General features: G+C 41.0%; 13 protein-coding genes. 9 read left to right on the top strand and 4 right to left on the bottom strand.

The window, feature by feature from the left end; translation table 11 throughout:
- Positions 1 to 35: 35 nt before the first annotated feature.
- The 3 genes from OZP09_RS21050 to OZP09_RS21040 all read left to right on the top strand — a co-directional run bounded on the left by OZP09_RS21050 (position 36) and on the right by OZP09_RS21040 (position 2,534).
- Positions 36 to 1,199: a hypothetical protein gene (locus OZP09_RS21050; protein WP_281309950.1), complete on the top strand. Its 1,164-nt coding sequence runs from the start codon at positions 36 to 38 to the stop codon at positions 1,197 to 1,199.
- A gap of 61 nt (positions 1,200 to 1,260) precedes the next feature.
- Complete coding sequence (locus OZP09_RS21045; RefSeq protein WP_281309949.1) at positions 1,261 to 2,091, top strand: hypothetical protein; 831 nt, start codon at positions 1,261 to 1,263, stop codon at positions 2,089 to 2,091.
- A gap of 158 nt (positions 2,092 to 2,249) precedes the next feature.
- Complete coding sequence (locus OZP09_RS21040; RefSeq protein WP_281309948.1) at positions 2,250 to 2,534, top strand: hypothetical protein; 285 nt, start codon at positions 2,250 to 2,252, stop codon at positions 2,532 to 2,534.
- Between the two features lie 686 nt (positions 2,535 to 3,220).
- On the opposite strand, the gene OZP09_RS21035 is transcribed toward OZP09_RS21040, so the two are convergent.
- Positions 3,221 to 3,688 carry a JAB domain-containing protein gene (locus OZP09_RS21035; protein ID WP_269235580.1) on the bottom strand — a complete coding sequence of 156 codons (468 nt, stop codon included), beginning with the start codon at positions 3,686 to 3,688 and terminating at the stop codon, positions 3,221 to 3,223.
- A gap of 373 nt (positions 3,689 to 4,061) precedes the next feature.
- Here OZP09_RS21035 and OZP09_RS21030 point away from each other — a divergent pair, with 373 nt between their 5' ends.
- From OZP09_RS21030 to OZP09_RS21010, 5 genes are all read left to right on the top strand, one after another.
- Complete coding sequence (locus OZP09_RS21030; RefSeq protein WP_281309947.1) at positions 4,062 to 4,382, top strand: DUF6965 family protein; 321 nt, start codon at positions 4,062 to 4,064, stop codon at positions 4,380 to 4,382.
- A gap of 292 nt (positions 4,383 to 4,674) precedes the next feature.
- Positions 4,675 to 5,856: a DNA polymerase IV gene (gene dinB / locus OZP09_RS21025; protein ID WP_269235577.1), complete on the top strand. Its 1,182-nt coding sequence runs from the start codon at positions 4,675 to 4,677 to the stop codon at positions 5,854 to 5,856.
- 3 nt (positions 5,857 to 5,859) lie between these two features.
- Positions 5,860 to 8,913 (top strand): DNA polymerase III subunit alpha, encoded by a 3,054-nt coding sequence (locus OZP09_RS21020; protein WP_269235576.1) that lies wholly within the window; start codon positions 5,860 to 5,862, stop codon positions 8,911 to 8,913.
- Between the two features lie 292 nt (positions 8,914 to 9,205).
- Positions 9,206 to 9,829, top strand: a complete 624-nt coding sequence (locus OZP09_RS21015) for an SOS response-associated peptidase (RefSeq protein WP_269235575.1) — start codon at positions 9,206 to 9,208, stop codon at positions 9,827 to 9,829.
- A gap of 11 nt (positions 9,830 to 9,840) precedes the next feature.
- Complete coding sequence (locus OZP09_RS21010; RefSeq protein ID WP_269235574.1) at positions 9,841 to 10,278, top strand: hypothetical protein; 438 nt, start codon at positions 9,841 to 9,843, stop codon at positions 10,276 to 10,278.
- A gap of 53 nt (positions 10,279 to 10,331) precedes the next feature.
- Here OZP09_RS21010 and OZP09_RS21005 read toward each other — a convergent pair whose 3' ends face one another.
- Positions 10,332 to 10,772 (bottom strand): DUF1810 domain-containing protein, encoded by a 441-nt coding sequence (locus tag OZP09_RS21005; protein ID WP_269235573.1) that lies wholly within the window; start codon positions 10,770 to 10,772, stop codon positions 10,332 to 10,334.
- 693 nt (positions 10,773 to 11,465) lie between these two features.
- On the opposite strand from OZP09_RS21005, the gene OZP09_RS22710 reads away from it, so the two are divergent.
- Positions 11,466 to 11,687 (top strand): LytTR family transcriptional regulator DNA-binding domain-containing protein, encoded by a 222-nt coding sequence (locus tag OZP09_RS22710; RefSeq protein WP_432419443.1) that lies wholly within the window; start codon positions 11,466 to 11,468, stop codon positions 11,685 to 11,687.
- On the opposite strand, the gene OZP09_RS21000 is transcribed toward OZP09_RS22710, so the two are convergent.
- Both OZP09_RS21000 and OZP09_RS20995 read right to left on the bottom strand, forming a co-directional pair.
- Positions 11,682 to 12,386: a LytR/AlgR family response regulator transcription factor gene (locus OZP09_RS21000; protein WP_269235572.1), complete on the bottom strand. Its 705-nt coding sequence runs from the start codon at positions 12,384 to 12,386 to the stop codon at positions 11,682 to 11,684. The genes OZP09_RS22710 and OZP09_RS21000 overlap by 6 nt on opposite strands.
- Positions 12,386 to 13,216: a sensor histidine kinase gene (locus OZP09_RS20995; protein WP_281309946.1), complete on the bottom strand. Its 831-nt coding sequence runs from the start codon at positions 13,214 to 13,216 to the stop codon at positions 12,386 to 12,388. The genes OZP09_RS21000 and OZP09_RS20995 overlap by 1 nt, the downstream gene beginning before the upstream one ends.
- Positions 13,217 to 13,400: the final 184 nt, after the last annotated feature.

Below are 13,400 nucleotides of genomic sequence, written 5' to 3'. Positions count from 1 at the left end.
CCTGGCACCATCCTAAAAAACTAAAAAAGCAGCTTATGAATATAAATATCAATGAAACCGAAATGCTGTTAAGCTTTGCAGAGGAAATGGCTTCACTAGGCTATCGCTATGCGGCACACCCTGTTAATCTGCCGGCTGACTGCGATAACATTGCTTTTTTCAGGACATCAATGGGCGCAGAGGACCATTGTCTGGTGGGGGTTAATGATATCGACTATTTTAAGAGCGTGCCGATCGATTCGCTTATAAATGATTTAAAGACAGTCATGCAGAGCGGAATTGATCTGTACAGCAATCAGAAACTTGATCTTACGGAGTTTGTCCGTCTGTCAGGAGAAAACAAGCAATTACCAGAAAACAACTTAAATACAAATATTATGAATGAGAATAATTTAAATTACCTGAAAGACCAGCTGAAATATACTGGATTTGGAGAAACTTTCGATGCTGAATTGAGAGAAAACATCCTGAAAGGAGATAAGGATTTTAAAATCATGCACACCGGCATTATGAACAATGGCGTTCCAAACAGAGACACCGTAACGGTTGAGCTGAACTTCAAGAAGTCAGATCAGACTGATATGTACTTTTTTAATTCCTATCATGTGAATCTTCAGAAAGAAGAAAACAAGCCGGGACTGCAGCAGACCTTTTACATCAATAATGATGCAACCAGCATTACACTCAAAGAAGCCTATAATTTAATGGAAGGCCGTTCGGTAAATAAAGATCTTAAAACTAAAGAAGGAGAAAGTTACAATTCTTGGTTAAAATTCGATTTTAAACAAACAGACAATTCCGGAAATTTTAAGATTAACCATTACCATCAGAATTACGGCTATGATCTGGAAGCCAGTCTTGAGAAACATTCCATAAAAGAACTCAGTACGCCGCAGTATAAGGAAGACCTTATGAACTCCCTTAAAAAAGGAAATCTTCAGTCTGTGACTTTTGTTGTCAGCGGCGTTGAAAGCAAAATGTTCGTGGAAGCAAATCCCCAGTTTAAGACTCTTAATGTATATGACGCAAACCTCCAGCGCATCAATCATCGAGAAAGCAAGGAAGAGAAAAAATCAGAAGGAGAAAAAACATCTGAAAAACAATCTGGCAAAAAACAGTCTGAGAGCACTGAACAGAGCAGTGAAACCCCTTCGGCGAACAAACCAAAAAAAAGAAGACAGCAGTCTAATTCGGTTTAGAGATTTTAAAATTATTAAAGTTTAGATGATGAACCCGCAGTTTCCCACAAATAGAGTAGAAATGGAATTCAGCCAATGGAAAGCAAGAGAGGAGCGTTTCAATACGCTGTTTTCAATTACTCCGGCAGAAAACAGATCTTTATTGGCTGAGAAACTGCGCCAGTTCGAGAGAATCAGAACAAAATACAGATCTTCAAAAAATATTGAGGAGCAGCATACGCTTCGAATCCTTAAAATGGAGATCCAAAGGATGTCAAAACAATTGTACCCAAATCTCATTTCACGCATTCTGAGGAAAATAATCACCAGCACGCAAAATCAGCTTTCACTCCGCAGTGAGGCAAAAAAAGACGAAAGAAACTTCAATTCGCTTAACGAAGAAGTGCAGCGTATCGGCTTTCCTGATTTATCCGAAAAATTAAAAAATCTTATTGACAAGGAACAGGAAAATTTCAGCATTCCTCTATCCTACTACCTTAATGAAAAAGAAAAGATCACTCATACCCTTTCCTTTTCAAAAAATGCTGAAGGGCATTTTGAACTTGATGGATTTAAAAGCAGCCTGCAGAATAATTCTAGACCAGAAGACAGCAGGGAATATTATTTTAAAAATGCGCTGGAAAACAATTTTAAGGTGAATGAAGCTTATAATTTATTGTCAGGCCGTTCTGTAGAGCATAACCAATCATGGTTTCAGCTCGACTTTAATGATAGAGACGCTTCGGGCAGTTATCACTTAAAAGAATTTCGAAATGAATATGCTTATGATTTAGAAAAGACTTTAAAGGCCATTCCTTTAAAAGAGATATCCAGCCAGTATGAAATGGAGAAACTGAAAAATGCTTTAAGGCAGGGTGACAGAGTATCTGCTGTGCTGATTAAAAATGGATGAGAAAATCAGATTTATATAGAGGCCAATCCTCAGTTTAGATCATTTAATATCTATGACCAGCATTTTCGTAAAATCCAGAAAGCTACATCAAAAAACCAGGCAGCAGCATTGCCGAAACAATCTGTCCAAAAAGGAATAAAATCTAAAATAAAGCAGTGATGGAACAATTAAACCCTTTAACTGAATTCTTTAGATCAATAGAAAAAGACCAGCGCATCAGCATTACCCATATTGGAATTTTTGCGGCACTGCTTCAATTCAGAGCAAATGAAGGCAACATCAACCCTATCAAAGCCTACAGGCATGAAATTATGAAAATAGCAAAGATAACCGGCCCTGCCACGTATCACAGGTGCATAAAGGATTTAAATGAATACGGCTATATAAACTACGTCCCTAAAAAAAACAGAAACCAGAAAAGCGTCATTTATTTTATTGTTTAAAAGCGGAACTACTATTTTTTTGGCTTGCAAAAATTAGATCAGTTTTATATAAATATTTAGTAATTTAAATTTTGTGGCAAAATCAAGGAAAACGGATTCAACTTTTAGCCCCGATTGCTTCGCCAGTTCGCTTCGCTCGTGTGCAGCGGAAATCCTTTTGTGCCGGAGTTCGGCACAAAAGATTGGAACGGATAGCGGGAATAGCTCCTAAAAAATAAAAGCCTCTGAGATCATTCCATTTCAGAGGCTTTTTTAAGCTATGGAATACTTTAAATATCTGTCTTTTATTCATAATTTTGCCCCATGAATTACGAAGACATCAAACGCCATTTTGAAAGCAGTCCTCCGAATTGCTAAATCAGGATGCTTATGCCTGTTTTCAGGATTTACTAGATTTTAAGTTTATCAAAAAAAAAACTCCCTTAAAAAAGGGAGTCCTTAGGCGGCCGGCGGTTGCCTGAAAAGTATAAGGTAATTAACTAAATCATTTGGGACAGAACCTCCAGACGAACCCCGCCGGTCCCCTGTTTTTTCTGACTGATTTTATAGTGCCATTACCAGTATAAAGCAAATTTACCGCAATATAAATAGTTATGCCTTACAGGATCTTCTGCTAATTTTACAGTATTTCAAGCCTGTATGGCGGAAACAATATCTAAAAAGAATTATAAAAGGAAAAAAGGCGCCTATAAGGCGCCTTCATCCACAAAGGAGTAGTACCTCTCCCCAGTCAAGATCAGATGGTCCAGGAGCTTGATGTCCAACAGCTCTCCTGCCGTCTTGATCTTTCTGGTGATGGCTTTGTCTGCCTCTGAAGGAACGGTCTTACCCGAGGGATGGTTATGGGAGATAATGATCCCGACTGCACTAGCTTTAAGCGCAGAGGCAAACAGCAGCCTGATATCCACGACGGTGCCTGCGATGCCTCCAGAGGATGCCTGATAGACGCCAAGCACCCTATTGGACTGGTTGAGCAGCAGGACTTTGAACTGCTCGATGAATTCTATCTTGTCGGGATCCCAGCAGTCCATCAGGATCGCATAGGCGGATTTGGAAGAAGTGATTTTGGGCCTGTCCGAGCTCTTCACTTTGGTTCTATAGATCAGGTCTATTTCCGATACGGTTTTCCAGCTGCTGTTTTCTGTTGCTTTCATGGCTTTTACTATTTAAGATTAATAACAGCACCTGCACCGGGCAGAGGAAAGCGAGCGCAATAAAGCAGGACGGATGTCCTGCATTTATGGGGGAATTTTTTGCAGCGAACCGCCCTCCTGTGCCCGAACTTTGTGATGGGATTAAACTCAATAGTCTTCCTCGAAAAAAGGGGCTTGTACGGAAAAAATCTGCGGAAAACAGCGCTGGCCGAATCATCAAAGAGCTCAAAAAAGCAGGACTAAAAAAAACGTGAAAGGACAATGGGCTGGCCTTCAAAACAATGGACTAAAAGAAAGCAGAAATCCAGTCTTATCAAGGCATAACATCCCATACTGCCTTGCCTTATGTGCTGTTTTTATCTAATTTTGCCCTATGAATTACGAAGACATCAAACGCCATTTTGAAAACAATCCCCCTCCCAGGGAAGTCAAATGGACCGAATGGGCATACATCTCCGATACCCATCAGTTTTTAAAGAGCTGCTACATTGGAATCAGAAACTTCAACGGGCCTGTGGACCGCTGTCCAGCATGGTGGCATCTGAGGGATTTTTATATCCTGATGAAAAAAAACTCCCAGCAGACGGCCGCTGCAGAAGGAAATCTATCGGAGGAAAACGCTGCAGAGCAGACCACTTCTCAGAACAATTCGGACGCGGCCATCAATGAAGAAATTTCCGAAGCCGCCATCTAAAAGATACACGAAAAATTCACCTGCTTTATTATAACAGAACAGCCCTGCCTTTCATCTGCAGGGCTATTTTTTTTGAAGCCAGAAGAAGAATTTATTGGATTCATGGAAAACTCATCCATCAAAAATCCAGACGGCTGAAAATTCTGAATAAAGCCTTTTACCCCCCTTTTTTCCTGTTTCCAAACCTGCTGAAAAATAAGGCTTTTTATGTTTTGTTATTATTTAGAACATTTTATTTTTAAAAATTGTTATTGACTGTACTAATTTTGACAAGTATAAAATGATTAAGATTATGAGCAGGGCTATTGTACACATCGACATGAACACGTTTTTCGTCTCCTGCGAAAGGCTGACAAATTCTGAACTTAACGGCATACCTCTTATCATCGGCGGAGGGGACAGAGGCGTTGTGGCTTCGTGCTCTTATGAAGCCCGAAAATTCGGCGTGCGTTCCGCCATGCCGATCCATATGGCTATGAAGCTCTGCCCGCAGGCAAAAATTATGAAAGGAGACATGGAACTCTATTCCAGGCTTTCCCACGACATTACCGAGATCATTCTGGAAAAAGCGCCCGTAGTGGAAAAAGCCAGCATTGATGAATTTTATCTGGACATTACCGGCATGGATAGATTCTACGGCAGCTACAGATGGACAGACGAGCTCGCCCAGCGAATCACAAAAGAAACGGGGCTTCCCCTCACCTTTGCGCTTTCGGTCAACAAAACCGTTTCGAAAATCGGAACCGGCGAGGGCAAGCAGAAGCAGAACCTTGAAATTCCCGAGCACCTGGTGCAGTCTTTTTTGAATCCGCTCTCCATTAGAAAAATCCCGATGGTCGGACAGAAAACCTTTGAGCTGCTTTCGCGAATCGGCATCCGTACCATTCAGACACTCTCTGAAATGCCAGCCGAATCCCTGCAGCAGATGATCGGCAAAAACGGAACCGAGCTCTGGAAAAAAGCCAATGGAATTGACAACACGCCTGTTGAACCCTACACGGAAAGAAAGTCAATCTCAACCGAACATACCTTTTCACAGGACACTATTGATGTATTGAAACTAAACAGAATCCTGCAGGGCATGGTGGAGAAACTCGCCTATCAGCTGCGCGCCGAGCAGTGGCTCACCTCAACGGTGACCGTTAAAATAAGGTACGCCAATTTTGATACCGAAACCAAACAGTGCAGGGTGCCGTACACCTCAGCAGATCATCTTCTGACCCAGACCGTCACTGATCTCTTTACCAAGCTCTACCAGCGCCGTATGCGCCTGCGCCTCATCGGCGTGCGCTTCAGCGGTCTGGTCAGGGGAACCTACCAGATTGACCTATTCAATGACACCGAAGAAATGCTGGCGCTCTATCAGGCCATGGACAGAATGAAGACCCGTTACGGCTTTGATGCCGTGATGAGATGCGCCGGCGCCTCTTTCAAACCCAATACTAAAGACGAAATTTTAAAACGCAAAAAATAGATCATGTTTCTCAACTGCCACTCTTTTCATTCCCTGCGCTACGGCACCATTCCGCTGGATGATCTGATCAGACAGGCAGCGGATTGCGGTGTCTCGGCAGCAGCCTTAACCGACATCAATACCGTTACTGGGATTTATGATTTTATAAAAGGCTGCGAGGTCTCGGGCATAAAACCATTAGTTGGAATAGAATTCCGCTGCAGGCACATATTCCGCTATATAGGGCTTGCCAAAAATGCTGCAGGGCTTGCCCGGATGAACCGCTTTCTGACCGACCATAATTTCAGCGGAAATACCCTGCCGGAAAAGGCTCCGGATTTTGACTCGGTTTACTTTATCTATACGTTGGAAAATGCTCCTGAACAGCTTGGCGAGAATGAATTTATAGGCATACAGCCCGACCAGCTCGGCAGGCTTTTTATGCCTGAGCTTAAAAAGAGGATCTCCAGAATGGTGATCCTTCAGCCTGTGGTATTCCGCACCAAAAGGGAATACAACCTGCACCGGATCCTGCGCGCTGTTGACCTCAATCAGCTTCTGTCCAAACTCAGCCCTGAGGACTGCTGCAAGAAATCCGATATGATGATTCCCGAAACGGAACTTATAGATTTATATAAAGATTATCCCCAGATCATCCAGAATACACTGCGCATCATTGAAAACTGCAATTTTCATTATGATTTTGAAAGTCCGAAAAACAAAAAGCATTACACTAAAAATAAAGCGGGAGATATTGCACTTCTGACTACCCTTGCCGAAGAAGGTCTGGTATGGCGTTACGGAAAACATAATGCAGAGGCAAAAGCACGTGTGGAGAAAGAGCTCAAAGTGATCAATGATTTGGAATTCAGCGGGTATTTTCTCATTACCTGGGATATCATACGCTACAGCAGCAGCCGCGGTTTCCTTCATATCGGAAGGGGCTCGGGAGCCAACAGCATTATTGCCTACTGTCTGGGAATAACAGACATCTGCCCTTTGGAGCTTGACCTGTATTTCGAGCGGTTCCTGAACGAAAACCGCAAGAGCCCTCCCGATTTCGATATCGACTGGTCATGGAAGGAGCGTGATGTAATCCTGAAATATATCTTCGACCGCTACGGCTATGAGAATGTGGCGTTTTGCGGCACTAATGTGGAATTCAAATACCGCTCAATTTTCCGCGAAGTCGGCAAGGTATTCGGACTTCCGAAAGACGAGCTCGATATGCTGGCCAAGAATCCCATGAAACTCCACCAGACCAATTCCATTGTCAAGCTGGTGCAGGAATACGGTATGATGCTCGAAAAATATCCCAATATGAGAAGCATGCATTCCTGCGGAATCCTGATCTCGGAAGAACCGCTTACCAATTACACGCCGCTAGAAATGCCTCCAAAAGGATTTCCGATTGTGCTGTTTGACATGCATACGGCTGAAGATATCGGCTTTGACAAGTTTGACATCCTCAGCCAGAGAGGCATCGGACATATTGATGATACCGTAAAAATAATTGAGCAGAACAGAGGCATCCGCATTAATATCCGCGACACGAGAATATCAAAAAACGAACCCTCCGCAAACGTCTATCTTGCCGAGGGCAGGACGATCGGATGCTTTTATATCGAGAGCCCTGCTATGCGGGGGCTTTTGCGACGTCTGAAATGCGATAACTATAAAACACTTGTGGCTGCCTCTTCCATTATACGTCCTGGAGTGGCACAGTCAGGGATGATGAAAGAGTATATCTTCCGACATAACAACCCGTCAAGATTTGAATATTTTCATCCGGTTTTCGAGCAGCAGCTCGGGGAAACCTACGGCATTATGGTGTATCAGGAAGACGTTATCAAAATTGCCCTGCATTACGGCGGGCTCTCGGCTGCAGACGGAGATATCCTAAGGCGTGCCATGTCAGGGAAAGGACGCTCAAAAGCCGCGCTTCAGAAAGTAAAGGACGATTTCTTTATTTCAGCCGCCGCAAAGGGTCATCCCGAACAGCTGAGCCAGGAAATCTACCGCCAGATCGAATCTTTTGCGGGCTACTCTTTCTGCAAGGCGCACTCCGCATCATACGCCGTTGAGAGCTATCAGAGCCTTTATCTGAAAGTGCACTACCATGTCGAATTTATGGTTGCCGTGATCAATAATCAGGGAGGGTTTTACCGCACTGAAATCTACGTGCACGAAGCCAGAATGGCCGGCGCTGTTATCCATACCCCTTGCGTGAACAAAAGCCAGTACGAAACCGCTCTTTATGGAAGTGATATCTATCTGGGCTTTATGCACCTGCAGGGTCTGGATTCCAAACTCTCGCAGTTCATTGCTTTTGAGCGCGGTAGAAACGGCATTTATAAATCACTCGAAGATTTCATAAACAGGGTGCCCATGGGCATCGAGAATGTAAAGGTGCTCATTTTCATAGGCGCATTCCGCTTTACGGGAAAAACCAAAAACCAGCTTCTGGTACAGGTAAGCCTTTTAATGAATAACTTCAAGCCTGAAAACCGCGGGCTAATGCTCATTGAGCAGCCAGCAAAAGAGTTCAAGCTGCCTGTTCTGGAGCGCTCGGTATTTGAGGATGCTTTTGATGAAATCGAGCTGCTGAATTTTCCGGTTTCCTGCACCGTTTTTGATCTGCTTCAGACCAGACACCGAGGGGACGTGATGGTCAGGGATTTATTAAAATATCATAAAAAGCAGGTCCGCATGCTGGCTTACCTGATCTCAACCAAACAGGTGCCGACAAAAAGGGGAAATATGTATTTCGGGACGTGGATCGATAATGAGGGAGCGTATTTTGATACGACGCATTTTCCAGATAGTCTGGTCCAGAATCCATTTCAGGGAGGAGGCTGCTATCTGCTTTTGGGGACCGTGGAAATTGATTATCATTTCCCGACGATCACCATTTCAAGGATGGCGAAAATGCCTTTCATTCCTGACCCAAGATATTCTGACTCGGAAAAAAGGTATACCACGCAGCACAATATCAAACAGGATGTCAGCAGCACCCACCGCCAGCCTTATCCGCAGGATCATGAAATTAATCTGCCGCGCCACAGAATGAAATTTTGACTATTTAGTTTGCAATGTCCTAATAATGAATTAATTTTGATAGAGAAGCAAAAACAGAAAGAGGAAAACAAGCATGCCGTATATAAGTTTTCTGCTGTTTCTTTTTCTAAGCTTTTGCTTTCGCTGCTCATTTTCTTTTATGAGCCTTTCAATGCGCTTGATGTCTATTGGGTAAGATTCCATAAGATCGCTTTGTCAAACTTAAGCGCAATTAAAAAGACTAAAGCCCTGCGAAGGGCATATTTGTAAGAGGATAAGACATTATTAAAACAGCCTTTAAAACGGAAAATTTATGTGTTATTACACCCAGCAGAATGCTTCGATAGAAAATCTAAAAAGACGCTTTAATGCCGAACTCGACAACGAGGAGACCTTTCTGCAGTCTGATTTCATAAATGGGTTCTCCCATCCCAACATCCCTATTATACTGAATTCCTCTCCGCATCTCATCACAACGGATTATACTTGGGGGCTTCTGCCTTCCTGGGCAAAAGACATCGAGTTCAGGAAAAACACGCTCAATGCCCGCATTGAAACCATTGACGAGAAAGCATCATTCAAGAATATAACCCATAACCGATGCCTTATAATTGCTTCAGCATACTACGAATGGCACTGGAATGACCAGAAGGGAAAAAGCAAGGAAAAATACCAGATCAACTCGCAGGATGATGAAATCTTCACTTTTGCGGGGCTGTATTCTTCGTGGACAGATCCTCTGACAGATCAGATTAAAAATACCTATACCATGGTAACTACAAAAGCCAATGATCTGATGCAGTACATCCATAACCATAAGCTCAGGATGCCCATTATGCTCAAACGCCAGGACGAATCCGCATGGCTGGACCAGTCGGTTAAAATTGAGAATTTCGCTTTTCCCTATCAGGGAAACCTGATCGGTTTTCAAATCTAAAAAACAATGTTATGGAAATGGATAAGTTTAACGGAGTGACAAACGCAGAATTTATAGATTACTTTAAAATTGACCTGCACTCCAGAATGGAAATCATCAATTACACCTATCCGCATGAATTATTGGATGAAGATGCAGGATTTGGCGAGCATGTCCACAGGTGTACGGCTCTGCTTAAAGACTATATTCTCTTGTGCTTCCGCAATGCAAAGGCCGCTGGGCAGCAAAAAGATGCGCTGGAAAGTACGGGCACAGACGGTCAGCAGACAGATTCCAGACATACCGAAAAGGTTCAGGAAAATCCCGCACAGAGAAGCGAAAGGCTTGAAGTCGAAAGGAAAAAAGAAAATGAGCAATCCGCCCTTAAGTACCTGGAGCTTAGGGATGAAATAGGCAGGCTGATTGATGAGCATCGGGAGAACGTAAAAATAATATACGTTGATCTGTAAGATACGGCCTTACCAGGCTGTATTCAGCTCAGACTTCAGCACACGCATTAAATTTACCGCTGCTGACTTTGCGACTCTAAGACTGCTAGGGTTTTATCATCCATCTGGCCGTGATAATGTTTTTCCAATACTTTCAGGAAAACAGGATCTGCGTTCGAAATCCTGCTGAAGAGCGTCATGCAGGATCTGAGCTTCCGCTGGTCAGGCTTTCCAAAGATTTCCAGTGCCGTCAAGCCATCATGGCTCAGAACCGCTTCTGAAATTTCGATCAGGCGTTTACCCAGTATGGGATGATTAAGGTAAAGAGAGGCTTCATTAAGGTCCTTTAATCCAAAATACACATTGTACTCGGTGAATCCCAGGCCTCTGATCTGGGGAAATACAAACCACATCCAATGGCTCTGCTTCTTTCCTTTCGTTATTTCATCCAGTGCCTGATGGTACACATTCCCCTGTGCCCGCAAAAATCTTTCAATCCCCTCGTTCAGATCCATAACTAACCGCTTTTCCCAATTAAATCTACAATTGCCGTTCATTTCAGCTGATGATAGCTACTGAAATAATCTGCTCTTAAATTAGTTAATTTTTTAGTTCCAGCAGCAAAAATATGATGGTCAGTGCAATTTCTTGACAGCGGCCTGCTATTCTCCAATAAAGCCGATGCCGCTACCTCGGTGAAATGAAAATAGAACCATCGCACTAAATAGCCTCAAGGATCCAGGTCTGACTGCCTCCCATAACCATTTATCAGCAGTATCAGCATAATAATTTTATCTTTCGATTTCAAATATCCAGTTCTCCAAAAACAGACCATGCTTCCCTGCACCTTTAGCCCCGATGGCAGTGGAAATCCTTCTGCGCCGGTGTTCGGAGCAGAAGATTGAAACGGATAGCGGGAAAAAGCTCCTAAAAAATAAAATTAAACCTAAAAAAAATATTAAATACAATTGACAATGCCGACCGCTCCAAATTAATTTCCAGCGGCAGCTCTTAACACCCGATTAACTTAATACCCGATTATTTCTGCCCTTGTCTTTCGCAGGACTATAGCGTATCTTTATCCTATGAAAACAGCGAAATAACAGGTCCTGTCACGTATCACAGGTGCATAAAGGATTTAAATCAATACGGTTATATAAACTATATCCCCAAAAAAAACAGAAACCAGAAAAGCGTCATTTATTTTCTTGTTTAAAAGTAGAACTGCTATTTTTTGGGTTGCAAAAATAACTTTTACTATTGTCTGTTGTTCCATTGAGGTCAGAAATTGGCTTATTCCAAGAAGCCATAAATCTTTTATTGTTGCAAAAGATAAAATTAAACAGATAGAAGGCAACAGGATATTAATTGATAAATACAAAGTACCTATTGGACAAACTTATAAAGAAAACATTATGATGCTTTTATAATTTTGAATTTAATAACCCATTTACATTGATCTTATACAGTTTCCCAATAGGAATTGTAAAATCATTGATTTTGATCCTGTTTCCTTCCACGCTTTTAATATGTTTAATGGCAACAGCAAAGGATTTATGTACCTGCATAAAATCATTTTTAGGCAGCAGTTCCATCAAATCAGAGAGTTTTTCTCTAACAAGTATTGCATTGTCATTTTTGGAAATGACTTTAACGTAGTTTCCTGATGCTTCGACATATAAGATCATACCAATAAAAATCTGTATATGTTTTTTATCTGCACGTAAAAAAATGCTTCTTGAATGTTCATCTTCTACAGGATTAATATTTACTTTAGAAGTCAAACTGGAAATTTTGTTTATCGCTTTTAAAAAACGTTCAAAACCAAATGGTTTTAAGAGGTAGTCAATAATATTTAGTTCATAACCTTCAATTGCGTACTCCTGGTAAGCTGTCGTAACAATAATTTTGGGTGCAGATGCCAGTGTTTTTAAAAAATCAAAACCTTTTAATTTGGGCATATTTAGATCTAAGAAAATTAAATCTACAGTATGATCTCTTAAATAATCCAGAGCCTCTAAGGCATCATAACAATTCTTTTTTAACTGCATATTGGGAAGCATATTACAATACTCCTCAATAATAGTATGCGCTATATGTTCATCATCTATAATTAAATACCTGATCATTATAATTTTAAAATTAAAAGTGCTTTGTATGTGGTATTATTTTTTGAAACTAAAAACTCATGCTTTTTTGGATAAGCCAATTCTAATCTTCTTTTCAAATTCTTAATACCGATACCAGATGACTGATTTACTAAATCCGTATCATAATTATTCTCTACTTTAAAAGATATAGTATTATTATTTGAACTAAGTTTAATAGTAACAAATGCATTTTCTCTTAAATTTTCGACACCATGTTTAAATGCATTCTCCAAAAGCATTATATAAAGTAAAGGAATTATTTTAAGCTGATCATCCTCCACAGTAGTTTCAAAATTTACGTTTATCTTTTTGTGATAACGTAAAGTATGCAAGTCGATGTAGTTTTTTAAATAGGCAACTTCCTCTCCTATTGTAACAAAATTCTTTTGGCCTTCATAAATACTATAACGCATCATATCGGAAAGTTTCAAAATTAATTCCTGTGCTTTTTTTTGATCCTTTGCCACCCAGCCGTACAAATTATTGAGCATATTAAAAAAGAAATGGGGATTTACCTGATTCTGCAGATGCAGGAGTTCCATTTTCCCGTTTTCGTTTTTTAATTTAATAATAAACAAAATTTGTTTTACCAGCCAATAAATACCAAAGCAAAATAATGCCAGATAGAGCAGGAAATAAAAACTGATAATCGGAATGCTGACTTTTGGACTATAGTTTTCGAAAAGTACTACAGAATTCTTATTCGAGGTAATTACTATAAAAAATATTACCACTATTGGGACTGCTGCTAAAACTAAAGCAATTGCCCCGATGATATTCCTCTTGTTATTGTTAGTTGCTAAAATCATAATCACAAATGTAAATTAATAAAAATTATTGATAAAATAAGTTGACAAACAATCCATACAGCCCTTTCAACGGCCAGAAATAAGTGATGAAAACACTTTATGAGCACCCTGTATATTTGTATCACAAAACACACTGGTTCATCACATTTACTTTATTGATATCAGCTAAGAAAATATGTTTGTT

The organism is Flavobacterium flavigenum, assembly GCF_027111255.2.
In the GTDB taxonomy this organism is placed as follows: Bacteria; Bacteroidota; Bacteroidia; order Flavobacteriales; family Flavobacteriaceae; genus Flavobacterium; species Flavobacterium flavigenum.
This window is presented reverse-complemented; position numbering and strand designations above follow the sequence as displayed.

Coding starts and splice junctions, on each gene's coding strand:
- OZP09_RS21030 (WP_281309947.1), top strand. CDS start 4,062: ATGAATTACGAAGACATCAAACGCCATTTTGAAAACAATCCCCCTCCC.
- OZP09_RS20995 (WP_281309946.1), bottom strand. CDS start 13,216: ATGATTTTAGCAACTAACAATAACAAGAGGAATATCATCGGGGCAATT.
- OZP09_RS21005 (WP_269235573.1), bottom strand. CDS start 10,772: ATGGATCTGAACGAGGGGATTGAAAGATTTTTGCGGGCACAGGGGAAT.
- OZP09_RS21020 (WP_269235576.1), top strand. CDS start 5,860: ATGTTTCTCAACTGCCACTCTTTTCATTCCCTGCGCTACGGCACCATT.
- OZP09_RS21035 (WP_269235580.1), bottom strand. CDS start 3,688: ATGAAAGCAACAGAAAACAGCAGCTGGAAAACCGTATCGGAAATAGAC.
- OZP09_RS21045 (WP_281309949.1), top strand. CDS start 1,261: ATGGAATTCAGCCAATGGAAAGCAAGAGAGGAGCGTTTCAATACGCTG.
- OZP09_RS21040 (WP_281309948.1), top strand. CDS start 2,250: ATGGAACAATTAAACCCTTTAACTGAATTCTTTAGATCAATAGAAAAA.
- OZP09_RS21010 (WP_269235574.1), top strand. CDS start 9,841: ATGGAAATGGATAAGTTTAACGGAGTGACAAACGCAGAATTTATAGAT.
- dinB (WP_269235577.1), top strand. CDS start 4,675: ATGAGCAGGGCTATTGTACACATCGACATGAACACGTTTTTCGTCTCC.
- OZP09_RS21015 (WP_269235575.1), top strand. CDS start 9,206: ATGTGTTATTACACCCAGCAGAATGCTTCGATAGAAAATCTAAAAAGA.
- OZP09_RS21050 (WP_281309950.1), top strand. CDS start 36: ATGAATATAAATATCAATGAAACCGAAATGCTGTTAAGCTTTGCAGAG.
- OZP09_RS21000 (WP_269235572.1), bottom strand. CDS start 12,386: ATGATCAGGTATTTAATTATAGATGATGAACATATAGCGCATACTATT.